Source organism: Neorhizobium descurainiae, assembly GCF_051400715.1.
Taxonomy (GTDB): domain Bacteria; phylum Pseudomonadota; class Alphaproteobacteria; order Rhizobiales; family Rhizobiaceae; genus Neorhizobium.
The window spans coordinates 299,194-322,434 of the sequence record NZ_JBLFFK010000002.1 but is presented as its reverse complement, the minus strand read 5'-3'; the positions used below and the strand labels follow the sequence as shown (position 1 = coordinate 322,434).

The window sequence follows — 23,241 nt, the reverse complement described above, 5'->3', positions numbered from 1 at the left end:
GCACCTGTTCCGGTTGTTTTTCGCGTCTATGAGCTTCCGACATGTTTAAACATACCATTTGATCGGTTTGTTTTCAACGCGGGAATTGCCTGGCCGAATTGCCGGGAGGGAGGAGATGCGATGTGACGGGAGACTGGAATTTGTTCTGTTTTGATCGATCAGGGACTCGATCCCATCGGCTTTCCACCTTACATCGGCTTGCATGATGGATGAACCTGAGAAGCGGCGCGGGGAGATGGGATGGGGCATTCCGGCCTCGATCCTTCTGCATGCCGTGTTCGCCGGTATCCTGTTCTTCCATCTGCCGCTCGATGTCTCCGAGCCGCAGCAGGAGGAGAGCGTGAACGTGGAGATCGTCCCGCCGCCGGAGGAGCCGGAAGTAAAGGCCGAGGAGGCAAAGCAGGAGGAGCCAAAGCCGCCGGAGCCGCCAAAGACAGAGGAAGCGGAGAAGCAGGAGCCTCCACCACCGCCTCCCGAGCCGCTGAAACAACAGGAAGAGGCCAAGGAGGAACCTCCGCCGCCACCGCCGCAACCGCAGGAAAAGGCAGAACAGCCGGAGCCGCCGCCGCCACAGCAGGAGGAGGCGAAACCGGAAGAGCAGCCTTCCGCGAACGAGCAGGCGACGGGGCAGCCGATACCCGTCCTGCGCCCGGTCTTCGAGTTCGGCGAAAAGGATAGCGGTCCCCGAAAATCCGAAACGGGCAATGCTTCGCAAGAGGCAGAGACGCCGCCTGCCGAAAGCCCGCCGGATGCCGAGGCCACCGAGGCCCCGAAGTCTTCGGAGGAGCCGGTGGTTGCAGAAGAACCGCCGGCCAATCCTTTGCCCGAGGATATCAAGGTGCCGGAGGTCGATGTCGCCTCGGCCGATCCGCAACAGAATGGTTCTGCTTCGGAGATTTCGCTGGATGCGATCAAGGCGGATATCGCTGCAGCGCCGTCCGCAACGGTGGCACAAGACGAGCCATCCAAGACGCCGGCGGCCGGAAAGCCTCCCGAATTGACGGAAGCGAAGACCCTGTTCTCGCAGAACGAAACCGGCGACCCCATTGCTACGGCAGCGATGGGCAACGTGCCGCGCGGCGTTCGCGCCGGGCAGCTCTGCGCAACGGAAATGCAGGCACAGTTACGTCACTCGTCCCCACCATACCGGCCGGAAATAGTGCAGGTTTATCGCCTATCGAGCGGAACGGTGCTGGAGGTCAGGCGCGGCGCCTTTCGCGCAAGCGCGCAATGGTATGACTTGAGTTTCCGCTGCGAAGTGGATGAGAATGCCACCAAGGTTCTCTCCTTTGCATTCGATGTCGGCGCCGCGGTGCCGCAAAGCGAATGGCGCAAGCGGGGTTTTCCGGAATTCTGATCGGCGTGCGACACTCGCCGCGGCTGCTCGGCTCGTGCATAGTGCAGGCCTTCCCAAGAGAGCGATTCCATGCCGCTGACCGAGAATACGACCGATCTCCTGTTCGACCGCGAAAGTGCGAGGAACCCGCTTGCCATCCTCAGCCAAATCTACGGTTATTCCGCGTTCCGCGGCAAACAGGCGGCCGTCGTCGATCGGGTCGTTTCGGGCGGCGATGCGGTCGTGCTTTTTCCGACGGGGGCGGGTAAATCGCTGTGCTTTCAGATTCCCGCACTCTGCCGGGACGGCGTCGGCATCGTGATTTCACCGCTGATCGCATTGATGCGCGATCAGGTGGAGGCACTGAAGCAGCTCGGCATACGCGCGGCCGCGCTCAATTCCTCGCTGACGCGCGAAGAGTTTGTCGACGTCCGCCGAGCGGTCGCCGGCGGCGATCTGAAACTCCTCTATGTGACGCCCGAGCGCGTCGTCACGCCCGGTTTCCGGGAGATGATCGGCAATGCGCGGATCGCGCTGTTCGCGATCGACGAGGCGCATTGCGTCTCCCAGTGGGGACATGATTTCCGGCCGGAATATCGCGAACTCGGAAAGCTCGCCGAGCAGTATCCGGGCGTGCCGCGGATCGCACTGACGGCGACCGCGGATCCGCATACCCGCGACGACATTATCGACAGGCTTGCGCTCCGTTCGGCGGAAGTGTTCACCACCTCGTTCGATCGTCCGAACATCGCCTACGAAATCGTCGAACGCGACCAGCCGCGCCAGCAGCTCCTGCGCTTCCTGTCGCGCCACAAGGGCTCGAGCGGCATCGTCTACTGCCTCTCGCGCGCCAAAGTCGAGGACACGGCCGAATGGCTGAACGGGCAGGGCATCCGCGCGCTTGCCTATCACGCCGGTATGGAGCGGCACGTCCGCGACGCCAACCAGGATGCGTTCCTGAAGGAGGAGGATCTCTGCCTTGTCGCCACCGTCGCCTTCGGCATGGGGATCGACAAGCCGAACGTGCGTTATGTGGCGCATCTCGATCTGCCGGGTTCGGTCGAGGCCTACTACCAGGAAACCGGCCGTGCCGGACGCGACGGCCTGCCGTCCGAGGTCTGGATGGCTTATGGCATGGCGGACGTCATCCAGCGGCGCAGGATGATCGACGAAGCCGGATCGGCGGAAGACGTGAAGCGTGTCGAGCGCGCCAAGCTCAACGCGCTTCTCGCGATCTGCGAAACGCCGGGCTGCCGCCGGCAGGCGATCCTGGCGCATTTCGGCGAGACGCATCAAGGCGGATGCGGCAATTGCGACACATGCCTCAAGCCGGTCGAAACCTGGGACGGTACGGAAGCCGCGATCAAGGCGCTGGCGGCGGTCTACCGGACCGGCGAGCGCTTCGGCACCGGACATCTGATCGACGTGCTGCTCGGAACCGTCAACGAGAAGACCACCCGCTTCGGCCATGTGGACATGCCGGTTTTCGGTGTCGGCAAGGATATCCCGTCGAAGACCTGGCAATCGGTCTACCGCCAGCTTCTTGCCGCCGGCTTCGTCAGCGTCGATCACCACGCCTTCGGTGCGCTGAGACTGGAGCCTGAGGCGCGCGCCGTATTCAAGCGGGAGCGCGACGTTCGCTTCCGCAAGGACCGCCTGACGACAGGCAAGGCGGCGAGAAGCGCCTCACCCGGTTCCGCGAACGCCAAGTCCGCATTGCAAGGCTCCGATATGGAGCTTTTCGAAGCGCTTCGTGCGGTCCGCACGGCGATCGCCAAGGAACTGTCGGTGCCGCCCTATGTCGTCTTTCCGGATACGACGCTGGTCGCATTCGCGACCGAACGCCCGCAGAGCCGCGATGCGTTGCTCGGCATTTCCGGTGTCGGACAATCCAAGCTGGAGCGTTACGGCGACGCTTTCCTTCAGGTCATCAGGGCGCATCAGCCCTAGGACGAACACCTGGTTGATCGAGCGGCGAGGCCGATTATGCTGCAATCACCTCAACAAGGAATGCCGTCATGAAAGCCATGTTTTACGATGCCTTTGAAAAGGCACCGGAAATCCGCAACCTTCCCGATCCGGAACCGACTTTCGACGGCGTGGTGATCAAGGTCGGTGCCACCGGGCTCTGCCGCAGCGACTGGCACGGCTGGATGGGGCACGATCCGGATATCCGCCTGCCGCATGTGCCGGGTCATGAATTGGCGGGCAGGATCGTCGCAGCGGGCAAGGGCGTCATGCGCTTCCAAGTGGGCGACCGGGTGACGGTGCCGTTTGTCTCCGGCTGTGGACATTGCTCCGAATGCCATTCCGGCAACCAACAGGTCTGCCCTAACCAGTTCCAGCCGGGTTTCACCCATTGGGGCTCCTTCGCCGAATATGTGGCGATCGATTATGCCGACACGAACCTCGTGCATCTGCCGGACGAGATCGACGATGCGACGGCGGCGAGCCTCGGCTGCCGGTTCGCAACCTCCTTCCGCGCAGTCGTCGACCAGGCGCGCACCGGCCCGGGCGACTGGGTTGCCGTGCATGGCTGCGGCGGGGTCGGCCTTTCGGCGATCATGATTGCCACGGCGCTCGGAGCGAACGCGATCGGCATCGATCTTGCCGAGGACAAGCTGGCGCTTGCCCGCCAGTGCGGCGCGGTCGCGACGATCAACGCGGGTTCGGTGCCGGATGTCGTCGAGGCGGTGCGGGAGATCACCAGGGGCGGCGCGCATGTCTCGATCGATGCGCTTGGCCACCCGGTCACCTGCTTCAACTCGATCAAGAACCTGCGCCGCCGCGGCCGGCATGTGCAGGTGGGGCTGATGCTCGGAGAGCATGCGACCCCCGCGATCCCGATGGCGCAGGTGATCGGCCACGAGCTCGAAATCTACGGCAGCCACGGCATGCAGGCGTGGCGTTACGACGCGATGCTCGCCATGCTGACGGCGGGCAGGATGAAGCCGCAGCAGCTCATCGCCAAGAGGATCAGCCTGGAGGAGGCCGTGCCGGCGCTGATGACGCTCGACAAGTCAGAGACGCCGGGCATCAGCGTGATCACCAGGTTCTAGGCAGGCGCCGAGCGCCCATCTTGCCTGACATTGTTTGTCACCGGCGACCGCAGCATTCCGTTCCGGCCGCTTGGTCGCTTTCTGCCATGTACTACATCATGGCGCATGAGCCAAAGCGAAAGGACACGTCATGAACGCCAGAGTGCAGAAGATTCCAGGCCCTGACCATCCGATTACCGTCGAGCCCAATCCGGCGCGCGTGGTGGTGAAGCTCGGCGGCAAGGTGGTCGCCGACAGCGTCAACGCACTGACGCTGCGCGAAGCCTCCTATCCGCCGGTGCATTACATACCTCGCAAGGATGTCGACATGTCGCTCCTTGAACGGACCGCTCACGAGAGCTATTGCCCCTATAAGGGCGAAGCTTCGTATTTCAGCATTCCCGCGGGCGGCGAGCGTTCGAAGAATGCCGTCTGGTCCTATGAAAATCCCTATGATGCGGTTGCCGGCATCAAGGAACACGTCGCCTTCTATCCGGATCGCGTCGATACCATCGAGGAGTTCGCCTGAGACGAGCAAACCTGTCGCCACCGGCGTCATCGGCGGCATCGGCACGCTCGTCGTGGTGCTTCTGTGGATCAGGCTCTTCCCGGAGATCGTAAAGGTGAAGACGCTGGAAGGCTGAAGAAAAAATTCGCCACCCTTGTCGGCTGCGGTCCGGTTCCCACGTCCTTGACATGTCGCAACATCAAGGAGGACCGAAAATGCCCTATGTGGATGGATTTATTCTTGCCGTGCCGACGGCCAATCTGGAACGTTACAAGAAGATGGCGCATCTCGGCGGCGAAGTGTGGATGGGATACGGTGCGCTTTCCTATGTGGAATGCATCGGCGATGACGTGCCCTACGGCGAACTCACTTCGTTTCCGCGCGCCGTGCAGGCGAAGGAGGATGAAACCGTCATCTTTGCATGGATCACCTACGAGAGCCGCGAGCAGCGTGACGAGATCAACGCCAAGGTGATGAAGGATGCCCGGTTCGACGGCGACGAATGGCGGGAGGTCTTCGACGGCAAGCGGATGATCTTCGGAGGCTTCCGGAGCTTCCTGGCACTCTGAACCCGGACGATGATAGAAATGTCGTCCCCTGCCGGCATATCTATCGAAAGGAATCCCGATGCCCCAGACCGTGATCTCGATCTCCACCCGCGGCCAGGGGCTCTATGAATTCACCGAGGCGGCGCAGGATTTCGTGCGCCGCCAGGAAACCGGCGAGGGGTTGCTGACGGTTTTCGTGCGCCACACGTCCTGTTCGCTGATCATCCAGGAGAATGCCGATCCGGACGTGCGCCGCGATGTGAAGACCTTCTTCTCGCGCCTCGTGCCGCCGGCAAACCATCCCGAGATGGGCTGGGTGACGCATACGGCCGAGGGGCCGGACGACATGCCGGCGCATATCAAGGCGGCGCTCACCGCCGCTTCGCTCGGCATTCCGGTGAACGGCGGCCGGCTGATGCTCGGCACGTGGCAGGGCATCTATCTCTTCGAGCATCGCGACAGTCCGCATGTCCGTCAGGTCGTTCTGCATCTTTCTCCGTGATCAGAACATGAACGCAGGCTGAATGGAAGGTTGGGATCGCGTTCAGATGCGGTGGGCTAGGGTCGCCTCAATCGCTTGGAAAGGCGAGAGAAACAACACCCAGGGCCAGGTCCCCTGACCCGGATTACGGAGAAACGCCCTCATGACCAGCCTGATCGTCAAAGCCGGTATCGCCGCTCTCGTCGCGCTTGCCGGCCTTTCCGCCACGGCCCCGACCGCGGCGGCTGCCAGCCCGGAATTCGGCATCCATGTCCAGTATCGCGATCATGACCGCGATCGCGACCGCCATTGGCGTCCGGACCGCCGTCCGCGCGGTTGCGCTCCGTGGCTGGCCGAGCGGAAGGCCGACCGGATGGGCCTTCGCCGCACCCGCGTCGTCGACGTCTCCCGGCGCACCGTCACGGTCGTCGGTTTCGGCCGCCGCGGCCCCGATCGGGTTGTTTTCGCCAACGTACGCGGCTGCCCGCTGATCCGCCGCTGAGGGTGGCAACGGCTCCTTCCGTCTCCATCGCCCGTTGACGGAGGAAAGCGCCCCCGCCGGTTGCCATCGACCGGCGGGGGCGTACGCTTTTGCCCTTCTTATTGTTCGAGGGCGAAGGTCATGTTGACGGTCACTCGATAGGTGTTCTCGCCGCTTGCGATCGGAACGGCTTCGGCAGCCATATCCTTTGCCGCCGCCATGCGCATCATCGGCTGCGGCATCGGGCGGATCGCATTCTCGTTGATCTCGATGATCCGTCCGAGCCTGACGCCTGCCGCCTCCGTCAGGGTCCTCGCCTTGGCGAGCGCTTCCGCGACGGCCGCCTTGCGCGCTTCGGTGATCGCCTTGTCCGGGTCGTCGTTGGTGAAATCGATCTGGCCGCCCTGGTTGACGCCGAGCTTGACCGAGCGGTCGATGAGGCCGCCGAGGGCCTGGAGGTCGCGCACTCTCAACGTCAGCGTGTTGGCGACCTCGTAGCCGATGATCTCCGGCGGATCGATGATGCCGTTTTTCGGCTCGGAATGGCGGTATTGCGGATAGATCGAGAAGTTGCTCGTCTGAATGTCCCGATCGGCGATGCCGTCGGCCTTGAGGGCGGCGAGCACCTCCTTCATGGCCGCGCTGTTGGCCGAAAGGGCAGCTTCGGCGGTCTTCCCGTTGCGCACGACCGAGAAGGTCAGGATCGCCATATCGGGCGCGAGCGAGGCTTCGCCTTCGCCGGAAACGCTGATGACGGGCTCGCGGGAGCGGGGCTCCTGCGCCGACACCTGGCTTGCTGCAGCGGCGGCGATCGCGCCCGCGAAGAGCGTTGCCAGGACGAGACGTGACGACGAAAGCGCAAGGCGCATGGATGTTCTCCCCAATCGGTCTGGGCGGCACGGAATGCTGCCAGGCAATTCCGCCGCGGTGTCTTTGCTTCCCGCGCGGCGGTGACGGGAATCATTTCCCGGCATCCGCGCATCGGCAAGTTTACCTGCCGGTTGATTGTGAAGCTATTGCGGCAACGGCTTGTGGCTTGCGGGGATTTAGGCTAGAGCGGACCTCCGAGGGGAAGCGAGCCATTGCGCCTTCCCCGTCGCCTGATCGGCGGGCCTGTAGCTCAATGGTTAGAGCCGGCGGCTCATAACCGCTTGGTTGGGGGTTCGAGTCCCTCCGGGCCCACCACCATCCTAAGATACTGGATTTCCTTAAAAATTTTAGAAATCCATTTTCTGGTGTACACATGGCTGTACACGCGACCGTACACATGGCGGCCTGTTCTATATCTGTGGCGACGGTCGTGTGGATTCATGTATCAGCAACGGGTTCCAGTCAGTTTCCCGAAAATTCGGAGAATCGCCCATCCGGGTCAAGCGCGGCCCCTTCCTGTCGAGGAAGGGGCCGCCGAGTGCGAATCCTAGCCGGTTGTCCTCCGTTTTTGCATCATCGGGCGTAGAGACGGTCGAGACGCACGACCTTTCCGACAAGCGTGAGTGCGATAACCGTAAAGAGGATGAGCACGGCGGAAATCGCGTGTGCGGTCGGTTCCAGGCTGAACGTCGATTCCGCATAGATCCTGACCGGCAAAGTGGTAAGGCGGGCTGTCGTCAGGAAGCTCGTCACCGTCACCTCCCCAAAGCTCAGCAGGAAGCCGACGATGCCCGCCGCGAAGAGGCCAGGCGCAAGCCCCGGCATGACCACCAGGAAAAAACGCTGAACCGGACTTGCCCCGAGGCTGGCTGCGGCTTCCTCCTGCGCCCGGTCGAGTGTCATGACCGACGTGGTAAGAAGCGTAATGGCGAAGGGCAGGATGACGATCACGTGGATGGCGACCAGCCCGAGGAAGGGCGGAATAGCGACATAGAGTTGGAGGAGCCTCAGCATGCCGACGCCGATCGCCACATGCGGCAGCGACATCGGCAGCAGCCAGAAGGCAAGCAGCGCCGACCGGCCTCTGAAGGGGAAGCGGGCGAGCGCGAAGGCGGCCGGCAGCGCCAGAGCGACCGCCACCAGCATGGAAGTCACCGCGAGCTGCACCGAGATCCAGAAAGCATCCGCATAGGTACCGGCGAAGAACACCTGCTCATACCATTTCAGGGTGAACCCGCGGAAACCGGAGGCCGTCGCCTGCGGCACATCGTTGAAACTCTGGATGCAGACGAGCACGAGCGGCAGAAGCAGGAGCAGCAGGGCAAAAGCCAGCAGCAGTTTCGAGACGATCGGGCCTAAAATATCGACCACCGGCACGATCCAGCGCGGGATGCCGATCGGCTGGCTCGGCTTGTGCCTGAGCCATGGCATCAGGCGGTTCAGCCCGATGGTGCAGAGCGCGGCGAAGAGCAGGCCCGTCGCCGTCATGATGATGGCGAGGGCGGAGGCGAGCGGCGCGTTGAGGTTCTTGATCGCCTCCTGCAGCACCAGCATGCCGGTCGTCCAGACCTTCTTGCCGCCGAGCAGAGTGGCGGAGACATAGGTCGTCGAAGCCATGAGAAAGACGATGATCGCGCCCGACCGTAATCCCGGCAGGGAGAGCGGCAGGTCGACGGTCAGGAAACGCACGGCGGGAGAGGCCCCGAGGCTTTCAGCCGCCTCGTGGACGCGGGGCGAGGTGTTCTGCAGGTTGTCGTAAAGGGCGAGCACCATGAAGGGCAGAAAGACCTGCGCCAGAGCCACGGCGACGGCGCCATGGGTGAAGAGCATGTTCCGTGCGGGCGGTATGCTCACGAGCCCGGTCACCGTGTTGATCAGGCCCTCGGGCGCGAGCAGCAGGATGATGCCGAGCGAGCGGACGACCACGTTGGTGAGCAGCGGAATGAGGATGACCGAAAAGGCGACGGCGCGATACTTGACCGGCATGCGGGCCAGCCAATGAGCGAGCGGATAACCGAGCAGGGCGGTCAGCACCGTCACGCCAAGCCCGAGCAGCACGGTTTCGGCGACGACGCCGTAATAGAAACTGTCGGAGGCGATATCGGTATATTGCGCCAGCGACGGCGGAATGAAGATCGGGCCGAAGGGATCCGGGTACTCGTGCAACGAGAGCACGAGTACCACGAACATCGGTGCCGCGAAGGACAGCAGCAGCCACAGCGTGACCGGTGCTGCGAGCACCGGTCCTATCCAGCGGTTCATCCGGCGATCTCCCGGTCGTAACGGGCCTGCCATTTCGGGCGATTGGCGTTGATATAATCCCAGTCGAAATCGACGAGCTGGCTGACCTGCTGCTCACCGACGATGAGCTTCGCCTTCAGGTCGTCCGGCACGGTGATGTTGCTGACCGTGGGCGAATAGTAGATCTCGCGGGCATAGGCGAGCATGCAGGGCTCGGAGAGATGGAGGTTGATCCATTCCTCGGCGAGCTTCTGGTTTTTCGTGCCGACGGTGATGCAGGCGACGTTCATCGACAGAGCCTGCCCCTCCACCGGAGCGGCGATCGCGATGTTGGGGTTGCGGCTTTCCACATAGGACCGGGTGAAGCTGCCGAACTCGACGGAGAGGTCGGCGAGTTTCTGGTCGAACATTTCGAAGAGCTGCGCCTGGCTCGCCTGGATGGCGGCGAAAGGCTTCAGCTGCTTCACCTTGTCGATCACCATGTCGAAGTCCCGTTCGGCGCCGCCCCAGGCGCGGGCGGTCATCATCAGGGCCGAGATGCCTTCGGCGCCGAGCCCGTCCGGCCAGGCGATGCGGCCCTTCCATTCCGGGTTCCACATGTCCTTCCACGAGGTGATCGGCTTCGACGCCTTGGTCTTGTCGTAGACGATGGTGCAGGGGTTGAAAGCGACGCCGTAACCGCCCTTGCGCGCGCTCGGGTAAAGCGCCTCGAAATTCTTGACGGCCGGCGTCGGCTCCTGGGTCACGCCATCCTTCACGGCCTGGCGGCTTTCGAAGATGTTCAGGTAAAGGACGTCGAAGCTCGGGCGGCCGCGCTCCGCATAGGCGCGGGCGCGGCGGTCGCCGGTGCCGCCGAGGACGTAGCTGATCTTGCAGCCGTATTTTTCGACCAGCGGTTTCTCGACATATTCCTTGACGATCTTCTCCTGCGCGCCACCCCATATGCCGACGACCAGCTCGTCGCCCTTCCTGGGCTCCTGGGCTGCGGCAGGACGGATGATGTGAAACGGTGCGGCAAGTCCGGCACCGGCAACTAACTTGTTGAATGTACGGCGTGAAAGAGTCATCTGAAGTTCCCCTTGTTCGTTTGGATGCCCTGTTGGTTTAGATGAATGTGGCGCCACCCGGCTGGGTCTGGATGCTGCACGACGTCCCGACGGGCGGCGGCGGCATATCCGAAGGCACGATCAGGCGGATCATGCCGCATGCGGATTGGATATCGGCTTCGTAGGTGTCACCGAGGAAAGCCGCGTTGACGAGCGTGCCGGAGACATTGAGCGGGCCAAGTTCATCGGAAAGCCTCAGGCGTGAGGCACGCAGCACCAGCCGTGTCGCGCCTTCCGGCGCGCCATCGCAGGTGAGGCCCGGCGCCGAGAAACGGCCGCCTTCCGTTCGGCCTTCGATCACCGTGCGGGCGCCGAGGAAGGAGGCGGTAAAGGGCGATCTCGGCCGGTCGCAGAGGCTGATGGGCGCGCCGATCTCCATCAGCAAACCCTTGCTCATGACGGCGACGCGGTCCGACATGGCGAGCGCCTCCTGCTGGTCGTGCGTCACGAAGACGGTGGTGATGCCGAGCCGCTGCTGCAGCGAGCGGATTTCGCTGCGCATGTCGGCGCGCAGATGCGCGTCGAGGTTGGAGAGCGGTTCGTCGAGAAGGAGGACGTCGGGTTCGATCACCAGGGCGCGGGCAAGCGCGACGCGCTGCTGCTGGCCGCCGGAAAGCTGGCCGGGATAGCGGTCGTAATAGGCGTTGAGGCCGACCGTATCGAGCGCGGCGGCCGCTTTCTCCCGGCATTCCGCCTTGCCGACATGGCGCATGCGCAGGCCGAAGCCGACATTGTCCAGCGCCGTCAGGTGCGGGAAGAGGGCATAGGACTGGAAGACGACGCCGATATTGCGGGTATGAACGGGACGGCGGCTGATATCCTCGCCGCCGAGGATGATGCGACCGCTGGTCGGCCGGATGAAGCCCGCGATCATCCGCAGCGTCGTCGTCTTGCCACAACCCGAAGGCCCGAGCAGCGAGAGCAGTTCGCCCTTGGCGGCCTCGATCGTCAGGCCGCTGACGGCGACGGAATCGCCATAAGTGGCCGTCACGTTGTCGAGGGTGAGGTAGTGCTTATTCGCTGACATTGTGAACCTTGGGCATGATCAGGCAGGAGCGTGACGCTCCGCCGTGGTGGATGGAAATCGGAATGGGCCGCCGGGCCATATCCGGCGCCGACGAGAATGGACCGTTGCCCGAATGCACTTCGAAGGCCGGCGCGCCGGCGCCCTGAATGGAAAGCCGCAATGCATGACCGGCAGGGACGGTCAGGCAGATGGGCCGCAGCGAAATCTTTGCGGTTGCGTGGCGGGCGTTCTCGATCCGGACATAACCGGTGGAAACGACCCTTGCGGCACCTTCAGGCGTGACGAGCGAAAGAACGGCGCAGAGATCGCAGCCCGACGATTGGGCTCGGATATCCACCTCGACCGCCGCCTCGCCGATGAAAGCCGTTTCCCGATCGAACGGCGCGCTGGTGTAGACCGTCACATCGGCGCGGTTGTCGCAGGCGCTGCGGTCGACAAAACCGGCGGGCGAACCGAGATGGCCGCCGATCAGCGGTGCCGGACGGAAGGGGTCGCTCACGAATGTGTCGAAGGCTTCCGCCGACGGTTCCGGGCCGAGGCGACCGTCGCTCAGCATGGCGGCGGCGAGCCCGGACGAGGACAGGAAGAAGGTCTCTTCCTCCGCTGCGGGAAGGGACGGGAATTTCAACCAGGTCCGGCGACCCATATCGAACAGCCGCACCGATGCCGGCCGTTCGCCCTTATCCTTCAGATAGAAGTCGAAGAACTCGATCTGGGCGCGATCGACCGAAAATTCGGCGTCCGGTCCCATGTCGGCCGTGCCGCCCGCCCGGTTCCACGGAGCATGCGTCCAGGGGCCGATGACGAGATGCGATGTTTCCGGATTTTTCGCGCGGAAGGCGGCGTCCGCCGCCCAGGTGCCCTGCAGCAGGAAATCCGCCCAGCCGCCTGTATGGAAGGCCGGAATGCCGAGCGGATCGTCCTTGAGCAGAATGCCGGGAGAGACCGCATCCCAATAGGCCGCGTCGTCGGCGATCCATTTTCCGAGATGGGAGAGATCAGGCCTTTCCGCAAGGAAATCGCGGCTCGCCGTCTCGTCCAGCGCACACAGGGTGGAATAGGTATCGGCGTCGTTATTGCGGGCGGCCTTCAGCTTGGCCATCTGCACCGCCCAGCCGACGTTCAGTTCAAAGCGGAACGCATTGCCTTCGTAGGCCCAGTCGTCGTGCGGCAGCCAGGGTCCCATGGACGGAGCCATCGCATCCGGCCGGTGGCCACCCTTGCCAGCGAGCGCGAAATACTGCGTCATCGCCTGGTAGCTGAAACCGTAAAGCCCGAGCTTGCCGCTGCTGCCTGCCAGGGATGCGGCCCATTTCAGTGTTTGCGCGCCATCCTCGGCCTCGTGGACGAAGGCCTCGAAATCGCCGCCGGACTCGCCGCAGCCGCGGACATCCTGGATGGCGACGATGTAGCCATGCGACGCGTACCAGGAGGGATGCGCCAGAACGACCGTGGAAGCGATGGCACGTCCGTAGGGCTGACGCATCAGCAGCACCGGATAGAGGCCGTCGTTCGCTGGCCGGTAGATATCCGCCACCAGAACCACGCCGTCGCGCAGCACGAGCTCGGCCCTTTCGGGGCCGATCACGTCATGGCGCGCGCGGTGGTGCATCACGTCGTCAGCTCCTGTACATCGTCTTGTCGGTGATGCGGTCGAGCGGGAATTCGAGCACTTCCTTGATCAGCTTCAGCAGATTGCGAGCGCTGCGCTCCACGTGTTCGCGGCCGCGTTCAGCATCGGCGGCAGCGGCATTGCCGCAGGCTCCCGACGGCTGGACGTCCTGCGTTTGCCAGCCGTAGCCGATCCGCCCTTCCGGCATGAGCAGGCCGCCTGCCTTTTCGAGCTCGACCGAGACGGGCACGAAATCCCTGGCATATTGCATGTCGATCAGGTCGCGGTGCAGATGCAGCATGACGCTGGTCTCCGCCTCGCCGCCATGGATGCCGTGCTTCAGTTCGTGGGCACTGTAGAGATCGGAAAAATCGGCACCCGCGCTTGCCCAGGCGCTGACGGCAAACATGCCGAGCCTGACGCGAAGCTCCCGGCAGACGATCTCCATGACCTGCGGTTGGCCGCCGTGGGAGTTGACGAAGATGATCCTGCGGCAGCCGGCCCGGTTGACGCTCTCGCCGAGCTCGAACCACATCCGCGCCAGCGTCTCGTAAGTGAAGGTGAGGGTGCCCGGATAGGCGGTGTGCTCCACCGACTTGCCGACCGGCATCATCGGCAGAACGAGGACCGGCAGGTCGTCGTCCATCAGTTCGACCGTCCTTGCGACGGTGCCGGCGTTGATCGCCGCATCCACGCGCACCGGCAGGTGCGGGCCGTGCTGTTCGACCGCCGCGACCGGCAGGATGGCGACGAATTTTTCCATGTCGAATTCGGAAAAATCCTTCGTCGTGTGATCCCACCACCAATGCGATTTCAGTTTCATGGGCATGTCCTCGATTTCGCTCAGGCCGCGGCGGCGCGAGCCGCAAGCTCTGCCTTGGCGATCTTGCCGGTGGGAGTCATGGGAAGTTCGGTAACCGAGACGACGGTCATGACGGAGAGATCATAGGGAAGCGAGCCGGCAATCCTCGCCTTGATCGCCTCGCCATCTACCGGCGCGGCAGCCTGTACGAAGGCGACCGGCCGCGTGGTGATCGCCTTGTCGGGCACGCCGACGACCGCGACCTGTTCGACGCCGGGGACGGTCGAGAGCGCCTCCTCGACGTCGCGCGGATACCAGGTCGTGCCGCCGACTTCGATCAGCTCGGAGCGGCGGCCGAGCATGGTCACGAAACCGTGCCGGTCCATCGAGCCGATATCGCCCGTCCAAAGCCAGTCGTCCCGCAGCGTCTCGGCGGTCTTTTCCGGCTTGCCCCAATAGCCCCACATGAACCCGCCCCGCAGCGCGATCTCACCGACTGCCCCGCACGAGACTTCGGTTCCGTCGGCGTTCAGGATTCTCACTTCCTTGTCGGGAAGCGGCTGGCCGACGCGGCGGGTTTCGATATCGGCCGGGTCGAGCCTGGGGAAACCGAGCGCGACGAAGCCACCCAGTTCGGATTGGCCGTAGCTTTCGACCAGCGGCAGCTTCAGCTTTTCGTGCCATCCAACCTTCAGGACCGGTGGGACCGGTCCGCCGCCCGACATGCTCATGCGCAGTTTCGAGGGAGCATGGCCGCGGGCGACGGCCTCGTTAAGGACATCGGTCAGGATCGGCGGATTGGCGATCAGCATGGTTGCGCCGCGCGCTTCGAGGGCGTCGAAACCTGTCGTGCGGGTCCATTTGCCCATGACATTGATCGCCGCGCCGCGGGAAAGCTGCGGCAGAAGATTGCCGACGAGCTGATAGGAGCTCGACAGCGCGCTCGGTCCGAAGGAGACGTCATCGGCTGTGATCTGCAGCCGCTCGGCAATGCAGCGCGTTGCGCGGACGGTGGGTTCGTGCTTCAGGCACGCGCCCTTCGGCTTCCCGGTGGTGCCGGAAGTATAGGAGAGATGGGCGATCGCGTCCTCGTTGCCGGGATCGGCGGGGACGGGAAGGGCCGCGGCCATCAGGTCCGGCAGGGAATGGGCGCCTTCCTGCGGCCCGTCCATGCAGATGAGTGCCCTGATGCTCGGAGCATTGGCGGCAGCCGAGTGAACCGGCCCCTCCATGTCGTGGGTATAGACGACCGCCGTCGGTTCATGATCGGCGAAATAGTAGGCAAGTTCGTCGGCGAATTTGACGTTTACAAGAGCGCAGATCGCTCCGAGGCGCCAGCAGCCGAACATCACGGCGAGGTAATCCATGCCGTTATGGGCGAAGATCGTCACCCGATCGCCTGGCCTGACGCCGAGATGGCGGAGAGCGCCGGCTGCCCGCTCCATGGCATCGACAGCTCCTGCATAGGTCAGGCTTCGTCCTCGATCCACCCAGTGGAAGCAGGCGTGATCCGGATCGCGGTTGGCGCCATCCAGGAGTAGCGTGTGCATCAGCATTTGAGTACCCCGGTCATCATGCTCATTTATTTGGCATCGGTTTCGAATGCCTGAAGCATGGGCAAAAACGATCGCCGGGTGAATGTCGGAGGCATCAATAGCGGCTATAGATGCCGGTCTATGTAATATTTACGCTCATGGGCCACCGCGAGCTCCGCTTTCTGGTGAACCGCATGCAACGTCTGGTCGAAGCGGCGGGCAACGGAACGGACTACGCCGCGCAGCCACTGGTTGGCTCCACTTGCATGCGCACGTTCATGCCAGAGCAGGTAGAGGTTCATCTGGTCGAATTCGCGCGGCGCCTCGACCAGCTGGAGCTGGTTTGCCGGAGCGTTCTCGACGATATATTCCGCATAGGGGCGGGCGGTCGTGAAGACGAGATCGGTTTCCGCCAGAATGGCCGGTATGAGCGCGTATTCCGGCACCGACATGGCGATCCGGCGCTTCAGACCGAGTTGCGAAAGGCGGCCGTCGATCGGACTGAAGAGGGCGCTCGATCCTGGCGTGGGCGATACGTGATCGGCGGACAGATAGGTATCGAGGGTCAGCCTGCCGCGCTGCGCGAGCGAGTTGGATTTCTGCACGATGCAGGCGATATCGCAATGGAGCAGCGTCGTCGATTTCAGGCTCTGCTGGGGCGCGGGCCAGTTGCCAATCACGAGATCCACTCGCCCCGAGCCTAATTCATCGACCAGATCCACCTTTTCGGATGGAGCGAAGAAATCGACGGAGATGCCCGGCGCCTCCTGCCTTATGCTGGCGGCAAGCGGCGGGATGAGGAAGGCGCCGAAGCAATTGACCGCGGCGACGCGCATGCGGCTCCGGACCGCGCCCGGATCGAACTGATTGGCGCGGTTCAGCGTGTTTTTCAGCCCCTCCAGCATGGCGCCAATCGAGGCGCCGACCTCCTCGCCGCGTTCGGTGAGGACGAGTTTTTGGCCGCTGCGCACCAGCAGCGGATCAGCGAAGACTTCTCGGGCTTTCTTTAAAGAGGCGCTGACGCTCGGCTGGGTAAGACCGAGCAGGACTGCGACTTTCGAAACATTCCTCTCGGTGAGCAGGAGATAGGTTGTGTGCAGCAGCCGGACGTCGATCGAGGGGTTGATGTTCGCGTACATGGACGGTTCCTCTGAGCAAGCTTATGTACGAAACGCAAAGCAAGCGGCGTGCCATCCGAAGATACGTGGATGGTTCGGAGGACGTTTGAAGGAGTGGCGCTGACCCCGGGCATTGGGGTCGAAAGTCACGGTACCACGACCAGGATGCAGGGCAGGTCTCGACGCTTCCGCTCACGCAGTCGCGGCTTGAGCGATCGCGGCATCTTCCTCCCGCGGTATCCGTTACCATGTGAGCACAACGATCGCTCGGCAACAATATTCGCGAATGTAGCTTGGCGAGGGCGGGCGGGGGTGGCCAGGCCGGTCTAGCGATTACCCCTGTCGGGCATCCAAATCGTACCGTCTCTATCGTTGCGGCCTCGAAGCACTACGCTTCGATCGCTGTCACCTCCGCCAGACCGGGAGCTTCGGCCACGCCAATCACCATCCCGGTCATCGTGCCGATAGTCGGGGCGTGGACGATACCGTGGTCCGTCATACCGCGAGTCGTAGTACCGACTCCGGTCGTATCTATATGTCCCGCCTTCGCTTACGCAGCCGGCGAGGGTGAGACAGGCTGCGGTAAGTGCGGCGGTTGCGAGCGTTGATTTCTGCATGACGAACTCCTGGTAGGGCGCTTTCGCACAACATCCCAACTTCGCGCCGAGTTCCATCCGCCAGAGCAAAGGATGCGGTAGATCCTCATCCGGCCCGCCGCTTTAACGGCCGGCTGGCAAGGTCACCTGGATATCTCTGACAAGTGGCTCGTCATCGGCATCATCGTTCATGGCTGAAATGCTCAGCACGCACGCGACGAGTCCTGCGACAAGAAGCAACCCATAAGGCATCGGTGTTTCTCCTGTGCCCCCGGGGCGAGTACACGCGCTAAAACTTAACCGCCTGCTAATGGAGATGGTTAACGGTCCGGCAGCAGAGCCGTATCGGCACACATCGGCTCATCGTCTCGTGCGGCGGCTCGCCAGCGATGCGCCATCAATCGGGCGCTGCTTCAGGCGAAGCATGGGGACAGAGGGGCGGGGTGTCCCTCGCGACTGCCCGCTTACCGTCGAGGAGGACGTCTGTTCCCCAAGGAAGGCGCGCGGCCTCCTATGAGGGTGACCAGAGCGCCCGGGCCTGATCAATCTGTTCGTCCATCTGTTCGCGCGTGGCGCCCTTGCGGTAAAGGTGCCAGACCATTTCTCTTTCCAGCTCTTCGAAGCTTGCTCCGGCGACTTTTGCCTCGAGAATCAGGTCCCTCGCGTCTTCTTCGTGATGGGTGCGGAAGGAAGCATCCACATTCCCAAAGCATCCCGGCACCCTCGACTTCCAACTCATCGCTCAGTCCTCCCGGAGAATGGGTGCCTGCAGAATAGCATGCGCGCAGGAGTACGCCATGCAAAATCGCGCCCGTGCCGAACCCGGCTTCGCTACGGTCGCGCAAATCCGGCCAGCGAGGCGTAGCCGCGCACCATGCTCTCGCGTTCCTCGTAAGATGCGACCTTGTCGATATCTTCGAAACCATCGGGTGCGCGTGCTTCGATCATGTCGATGACGCCTTCGGGGCCGCCCTTTCGATTGGCAAGCACAATGGCCGCCGTCGCCGGCCGGCGCTCGGCGTCATAGCGGGACAGGGCGGCCTCGATCCCGTCTACGGCCTGCAGATGAGACGCAAGACATTGAGCGTCGAGAATGGCCTGGCTCGCGCCGTTGGAACCCACGGGATACATGGGATGGGCGGCATCGCCGAGCAGAGTTACACTTCCGAACGACCAGCGCGGCAGCGGCTCGCGATCGCAATTCGGGTACTCATAGAAGTTCTCCGTGGCCCGGATGATGGCTGCAGGATCGACGAAGTCCAGATGGAAGCGCTCACGGACGAAAGGCAATACCTCCTCCACGACGCCGGACCGGCTCCAATCCTCCCGGCGCAAGGGTGGCGCGCCGGCCTCGCCGACTTTCGCCATCACGGCCCAATTCGTCAGGCGCATTCCGGGCTCGTTCGGAGCCGCCGCGATCGGATAGTAGACGAATTTCGCAAAATTGCCTCCGGCAATCGCCATCGTGCGGCCGTCGCGCCATTCGGGCCAATGCGTGGCGCCGCGCCATAACATGATGCCGCTCCAGATCGACGGTCCTTCGCCGGGATAGAGGGCGGCACGAACGGCGGAGTGTATCCCGTCGGCTCCAATCAAAAGATCGCCGCGGGCCTCGCCGCGCGATCCGTCACTTCTTGCGAAATGAACCGAGATGGTATTCCCGGTCTCACGGAAGCCGTCGACGCGGCAGCCGAGATTTATGACATCGGGGCCGAGGCGATCGACCACGGCCTTGTAGATCACTCCCAGCAATTTGCCGCGATGGATGCTGATCTGCGGTACGTCATGTCCGGCATCCAGACCGCGCAGTTCCTGCCACACGACCTGGCCGAAACGATTGGTGTAAATCAGCTCCCGTGTGCGGATGCCCGCAGCGTCGAGATCCGCCATCAACCCGAGATCCGCCAGCTGCCTGACGGCATGCGGCAGCATGTTGATGCCGACGCCGAGCTCCCGAACCTCGTCGGCGCGCTCGAATATCTCGACCTCGATTCCCGCTTTGTGCAGGAAAAGAGCAGTGGTGAGGCCGCCGATACCGGCCCCCGCGATCAGCGCTTTCATGGTTGGCTTCCCTCCTCCCGTTTGCGAGACGATCGGTCTGGTCCCGAAAGCGTGGCACTATCTATAGCGCAGTTCGTCCCGCATATTCGACCTGTATGGCGGCGAAATCGACCGTGCCTATTTGTAGCAATCGGCGATCGCTTCAAGCCTTTCATCCGAGGCCCCGGCAGGTCCGCTGTTCAATGTCGTTGCGCCGCGCGATCACTTCATCCGAGGCTGCTGCGCCAGACGGCCCGGTAGTGCTGCATATCCCACGGCGGCATCGGGACGGAAGATCCCTGCTTTATTCCCGGCGAAATTCCAGCAAGCAGCGCCGCGCCCTGGCTGGTCCCTGTCGAACCCGGAAGAGCGATCACTTCTCTCCCAAGGAGAGTGCGCATCGCCTGCAGATAGACCGGATTGGAGGAGAAGGGGCCTTCCACCAGAACCGGTCCTTTCGCCCCGATGAGACGGAGGCAGGTTTCCGTCATCAGCGCGAGATAGAGACAGGCGGCGGCCCAGCGCTCGTCGGGCGAAGCCCCGGCATCGTTGATCCATCGCCGCTCTTGGCCGGGGAAGGGGCCGGAGCCGGCGGCGACATTCGGCAGCAGCATGATCCGCTTTTCGATGACCTTCGGCATCGCGGCGAGCGCTGCTTCCAGATTGAGTTTGCCGAGTTCTGATGCGAGCAGTTCGAATTCCCGGCCACCCATGAAACGGGAGGAGGGCACGGCGCGGCCATAGGCGTCGACATTGGCGAGCGTGTCGCGTGTCGGGTCCAAGTGATCCAGATCGCCGCCGACCGCGAAATTCACGACCCACGTGCCGGTCGAGACGACGGCGAACGGCGGTTCACGGCCGATCAGATGCGCAAGCAGCGAGGCGTTGGAATCGTGGATGCCGCAATGGACCGGCATGGGTTTCGTGAGACCGATCTTCTGCGCGATCTCGGGCAGCACCGGGCCGAGCGCATCGAAGGCGGAACGGACAGGCGCCATCAGATCGCGGATGCCGAGCCTGTCGACGAGCGAGGAATAGGATCCGTCGCGCGGCCGCCAGAGATCCGTATGGCAGCCGAGAGAGGTCACTTCGTTCGCGGCGATGCCTGTCAGCCGGAACGCCCAGTATTGCGGATAGGTCATGATCGTGCGGACACGGGCGAATTCATCCGGAAAGGCCGTCTTCTGGTAATGAAGCTGCGCCCCGACATTCAGCCCGCCGGAAAGGGCAGGTGAGAAGGTTTCCGAAAACGGCGGACGGAGCGCCACATAGGCCTTCCGAACCTCTTCGGGATATTGGTGCTCGTAGTCGAGTACCGGCAGCGCCAGGTTTCCGCCAGCGTCGAGCAGCACGGCGGAAGCGCCATGGGTGGTGATGGAGATCGCGTCGAATCCGGGTTCCCTGACAAAAGCGGCCAGCGCCTCCAGCGTGAAAGCCCAAAGCGCCTCGATACCGTAATGCGGGTAGGGCGGACCGGCGAGGACACGGTTCGCCGTACGTTTTTCAGCGATCTCCGCGCCGGTTGCGCAGTCGAGCACGACGACCTTGGCGTTCGTCTTGCCGATATCGAGAACGGCGGTCTTCTGCGGCATTGTCATGGCAGGTGGAAGACCGTCACGAGATCGGTCGCGACCGGCGAATTGTCCGGATTGGTTTCCATGATGTCGGCCATATGCGCCCACCATTTCTTCATGACGGGATGGTCGGGCAGGCTCGCCATCGTATGGTCCTGCGGCCGGGTCAGCACGCCGAACAGGATGTTCGTCTCGCGGTCGAGATGAATGGAATAGTCGCTGACGCCGGCTTCGTGTAGCAGGGCCACGAGTTCCGGCCAGATCTCGTCATGGCGCTTCTTGTATTCGGCCTCCATGCCCGGATTGAGCTTCATCTTGAAGGCGTATTTTTCCGAACTCATCGGCTCATTTCCTTGATGCGGCGGGCGACGATCGGCACGGCGATGGTGACGATCAGCAGCAGGCCGACGAAGATCGACATGACGATGCCGGGGACGTTCAGAAGGCCGAGGCCGAAGGTGACGAGACCCATGACGAAAGCGGCGATGACGACGCCCGCGATCGTGCCCGCGCCGCCGAGGATGGAGACGCCGCCGAGCACCACCATGGTGACGACCTCCAGTTCCCACCCTTGAGCGATCGACGGACGGGTCGAGCCGAGGCGGGACGTGAGGCAGACGCTTGCGACGCCCGCCATCACACCGGTCAGCAGGAAGAGGATGAATTTCACCCGTTCCACCGGAATGCCGGAGAAGCGCGCGGCGAACTCGTTATTGCCGATCACATAGACCTGCCGGCCGAAATTGGTCGCGTGCAGCAGAATGGCGAAAACGATCGCGAGGACGACGAACAGCACGAATTCGAAAGAGAAGACCCAGGCGACATAGCCCTGACCGAAATAGGCGAAGCTCTCCGGATATTTGCCGTAGGCCTGATCGCCGAGCACGATATAGGAAATGCCGCGGAAGAGGCTCATCGTGCCGATCGTCACCACGATCGAGGGCAGGCGCAGTCCCGCGACGAGCAATCCGTTGAACGCGCCGCAGACGAGCCCGACGCCGATGCCGATCGCCACAAGGCCCGGCGTGCCGATGCCGGCCTGGGCGGCGGCGCCCATGGCGGTCGAGGCGAGCGCGATGATCGCCGCCACCGAAAGATCGATCTCGCCGGCAATCACCAGAAGCGCCATGGCGAAGGCGATCATCGCCTTTTCGGTGAAGTTGAAGGTCGCGTCGGAGAGGTTCCAGGCGTTCAGGAAGTAAGGCGAGGCGAAGGAATTGAAGATGAAGATCAGCGCCGCCACGCCGAAAAGCAGCACTTCCCAGCTTCCCAGGATGCGCGAAGTCCTGGTCCCCAGCCGATCGGGGATCACGCGTTTGGAGGTGACGATGTCGCTCATGCGGATACCTCCGGTGCGGCGCGGTCGCGCAGGATGATGCGGCCGGCCTTCTTCTCGGCGCGGGCATTGAAGACGACGGCGAGCACGATGACGATGCCGGAGATGGCCATCTGGGCGAAAGGCGAGATGCCGATGACCGGCAACGCGTTCTTGATGACGCCGAGGAAAAGCGAGCCGAGCACGGCGCCTGCCACCGAGCCGATGCCGCCGGCGATCGAGATGCCGCCGATGACGCAGGCTGCGACCGTATCGAGTTCGAAGCCGATCGCGATGTCCACATAGGCGACGGCGTAGCGCGACACCCACAGGTAGCCGCAAAGGCCGGCGAGCGCTCCCGATAGAACGAAGGCAAGGAAGCGCGTCCAGCCGATGTCGACACCCGCATAGATGGCCGCCGTCGGATTGCCGCCGGAGGCATAGGCCGCGCGGCCGAAGGGCAGGCGGGTCAGCACGAACCAGGCGCCCAGCACGATGACGATCGCGATCCAGGAAAGGACCGGCAGGCCGAGGAGGGGCATGCGCGGGATGTTCAGGAAAGAGGGCGTCATCTGGTGGGCGTTCACCCAGCCGCCACCGGACAGCACGAAAGCCATGCCGCGGTAGACGGTGAGCGTGCCGAGCGTGACGACGATCGGCGGGATCTGCAGCGCCCAGACGAGGAAGCCGTTGATCGCGCCGAGGAGGGCGCCGATGCCGATCGCCATGACGATCAGGAGCATCAGCGGCAGATCGGGATAGGCGGCATTGGTCATCGCCACCGCCATGCCGGTGAAGGAGAGGTTGGCGGCGACCGATAGATCGATCGACTTCGTCAGGATCACCGTCATCTGGCCGAGCGCCAGTATGATCAGGATCGACGTGTCATTGAAGATGTTGGCGAGATTGCCCGGCGAGGCAAAACCCTGCGCTCGGGTCGAGAAGCCGATCACCATGGCCGCGATAATGGCGACCAGCAGGATTTCGCGGTTCTTCAGGAGGCGGTTCATGGG

At 63.3% G+C, this 23,241-nt stretch carries 21 protein-coding genes and 1 tRNA gene; 8 read left to right on the top strand and 14 right to left on the bottom strand.

Annotated features, from left to right (window positions below; genetic code table 11):
- The first annotated feature begins 205 nt into the window (after positions 1–205).
- From ACMGE0_RS05085 to ACMGE0_RS05055, 7 genes are all read left to right on the top strand, one after another.
- Positions 206–1,357 carry a DUF930 domain-containing protein gene (locus tag ACMGE0_RS05085; RefSeq protein ID WP_436814779.1) on the top strand — a complete coding sequence of 384 codons (1,152 nt, stop codon included), beginning with the start codon at positions 206–208 and terminating at the stop codon, positions 1,355–1,357.
- Between the two features lie 69 nt (positions 1,358–1,426).
- On the top strand, positions 1,427–3,286 hold the full coding sequence (recQ, locus tag ACMGE0_RS05080; protein ID WP_436814778.1) for a DNA helicase RecQ: 1,860 nt from the start codon (positions 1,427–1,429) through the stop codon (positions 3,284–3,286).
- Positions 3,287–3,354: 68 nt separating this feature from the next.
- A complete protein-coding gene (locus ACMGE0_RS05075; protein ID WP_436814777.1) occupies positions 3,355–4,395 on the top strand; it encodes a zinc-dependent alcohol dehydrogenase family protein in 1,041 nt (346 codons plus the stop codon).
- Positions 4,396–4,525: 130 nt separating this feature from the next.
- A complete protein-coding gene (locus ACMGE0_RS05070) occupies positions 4,526–4,903 on the top strand; it encodes a DUF427 domain-containing protein (RefSeq protein ID WP_436814776.1) in 378 nt (125 codons plus the stop codon).
- A 194-nt stretch (positions 4,904–5,097) separates the two neighbouring features.
- Complete coding sequence (locus ACMGE0_RS05065) at positions 5,098–5,451, top strand: DUF1428 domain-containing protein (protein ID WP_436814775.1); 354 nt, start codon at positions 5,098–5,100, stop codon at positions 5,449–5,451.
- A 58-nt stretch (positions 5,452–5,509) separates the two neighbouring features.
- The gene (locus tag ACMGE0_RS05060; RefSeq protein WP_436814774.1) at positions 5,510–5,932 is read left to right on the top strand and encodes a secondary thiamine-phosphate synthase enzyme YjbQ; all 423 of its coding nucleotides are present in this window, start codon (positions 5,510–5,512) and stop codon (positions 5,930–5,932) included.
- A gap of 142 nt (positions 5,933–6,074) precedes the next feature.
- Positions 6,075–6,413 carry a hypothetical protein gene (locus tag ACMGE0_RS05055; RefSeq protein WP_436814773.1) on the top strand — a complete coding sequence of 113 codons (339 nt, stop codon included), beginning with the start codon at positions 6,075–6,077 and terminating at the stop codon, positions 6,411–6,413.
- Positions 6,414–6,511: 98 nt separating this feature from the next.
- Here ACMGE0_RS05055 and ACMGE0_RS05050 read toward each other — a convergent pair whose 3' ends face one another.
- On the bottom strand, positions 6,512–7,261 hold the full coding sequence (locus ACMGE0_RS05050; protein ID WP_436814772.1) for an SIMPL domain-containing protein: 750 nt from the start codon (positions 7,259–7,261) through the stop codon (positions 6,512–6,514).
- Positions 7,262–7,501: 240 nt separating this feature from the next.
- Between ACMGE0_RS05050 and ACMGE0_RS05045 the strand changes: the two genes are divergently transcribed.
- A tRNA-Ile gene (locus ACMGE0_RS05045) sits at positions 7,502–7,577 on the top strand.
- A gap of 258 nt (positions 7,578–7,835) precedes the next feature.
- Here the strand turns inward: ACMGE0_RS05045 and ACMGE0_RS05040 are convergent.
- From ACMGE0_RS05040 to ACMGE0_RS04980, 13 genes are all read right to left on the bottom strand, one after another.
- Positions 7,836–9,524: an ABC transporter permease subunit gene (locus ACMGE0_RS05040; RefSeq protein ID WP_436814771.1), complete on the bottom strand. Its 1,689-nt coding sequence runs from the start codon at positions 9,522–9,524 to the stop codon at positions 7,836–7,838.
- Positions 9,521–10,570: an ABC transporter substrate-binding protein gene (locus tag ACMGE0_RS05035; RefSeq protein ID WP_436814770.1), complete on the bottom strand. Its 1,050-nt coding sequence runs from the start codon at positions 10,568–10,570 to the stop codon at positions 9,521–9,523. The genes ACMGE0_RS05040 and ACMGE0_RS05035 overlap by 4 nt, the downstream gene beginning before the upstream one ends.
- A gap of 37 nt (positions 10,571–10,607) precedes the next feature.
- On the bottom strand, positions 10,608–11,636 hold the full coding sequence (locus ACMGE0_RS05030; RefSeq protein ID WP_436814769.1) for an ABC transporter ATP-binding protein: 1,029 nt from the start codon (positions 11,634–11,636) through the stop codon (positions 10,608–10,610).
- Positions 11,623–13,248, bottom strand: coding sequence for a CocE/NonD family hydrolase (locus tag ACMGE0_RS05025; protein ID WP_436815062.1), 1,626 nt, complete (start codon positions 13,246–13,248; stop codon positions 11,623–11,625). The genes ACMGE0_RS05030 and ACMGE0_RS05025 overlap by 14 nt, the downstream gene beginning before the upstream one ends.
- A gap of 7 nt (positions 13,249–13,255) precedes the next feature.
- Complete coding sequence (locus ACMGE0_RS05020; protein WP_436814768.1) at positions 13,256–14,071, bottom strand: creatininase family protein; 816 nt, start codon at positions 14,069–14,071, stop codon at positions 13,256–13,258.
- A gap of 20 nt (positions 14,072–14,091) precedes the next feature.
- Positions 14,092–15,606 (bottom strand): class I adenylate-forming enzyme family protein, encoded by a 1,515-nt coding sequence (locus ACMGE0_RS05015; protein WP_436814767.1) that lies wholly within the window; start codon positions 15,604–15,606, stop codon positions 14,092–14,094.
- Positions 15,607–15,710: 104 nt separating this feature from the next.
- Positions 15,711–16,724, bottom strand: a complete 1,014-nt coding sequence (locus ACMGE0_RS05010) for a LysR family transcriptional regulator (RefSeq protein WP_436814766.1) — start codon at positions 16,722–16,724, stop codon at positions 15,711–15,713.
- Positions 16,725–17,810: 1,086 nt separating this feature from the next.
- Entirely contained in the window at positions 17,811–18,038 is a 228-nt protein-coding gene (locus ACMGE0_RS05005; RefSeq protein ID WP_436814765.1) for a hypothetical protein, read from the bottom strand.
- A gap of 92 nt (positions 18,039–18,130) precedes the next feature.
- Positions 18,131–19,360, bottom strand: a complete 1,230-nt coding sequence (locus ACMGE0_RS05000; protein ID WP_436814764.1) for a flavin-dependent oxidoreductase — start codon at positions 19,358–19,360, stop codon at positions 18,131–18,133.
- A 206-nt stretch (positions 19,361–19,566) separates the two neighbouring features.
- Positions 19,567–20,937 (bottom strand): FGGY-family carbohydrate kinase, encoded by a 1,371-nt coding sequence (locus tag ACMGE0_RS04995; RefSeq protein ID WP_436814763.1) that lies wholly within the window; start codon positions 20,935–20,937, stop codon positions 19,567–19,569.
- Positions 20,934–21,254, bottom strand: coding sequence for an L-rhamnose mutarotase (gene rhaM / locus ACMGE0_RS04990; protein WP_436814762.1), 321 nt, complete (start codon positions 21,252–21,254; stop codon positions 20,934–20,936). The genes ACMGE0_RS04995 and rhaM overlap by 4 nt, the downstream gene beginning before the upstream one ends.
- Complete coding sequence (locus ACMGE0_RS04985) at positions 21,251–22,252, bottom strand: ABC transporter permease (RefSeq protein ID WP_436814761.1); 1,002 nt, start codon at positions 22,250–22,252, stop codon at positions 21,251–21,253. The genes rhaM and ACMGE0_RS04985 overlap by 4 nt, the downstream gene beginning before the upstream one ends.
- Positions 22,249–23,238: an ABC transporter permease gene (locus ACMGE0_RS04980; RefSeq protein WP_436814760.1), complete on the bottom strand. Its 990-nt coding sequence runs from the start codon at positions 23,236–23,238 to the stop codon at positions 22,249–22,251. Before ACMGE0_RS04980 ends, ACMGE0_RS04985 begins: the two co-directional genes overlap by 4 nt.
- Positions 23,239–23,241: the final 3 nt, after the last annotated feature.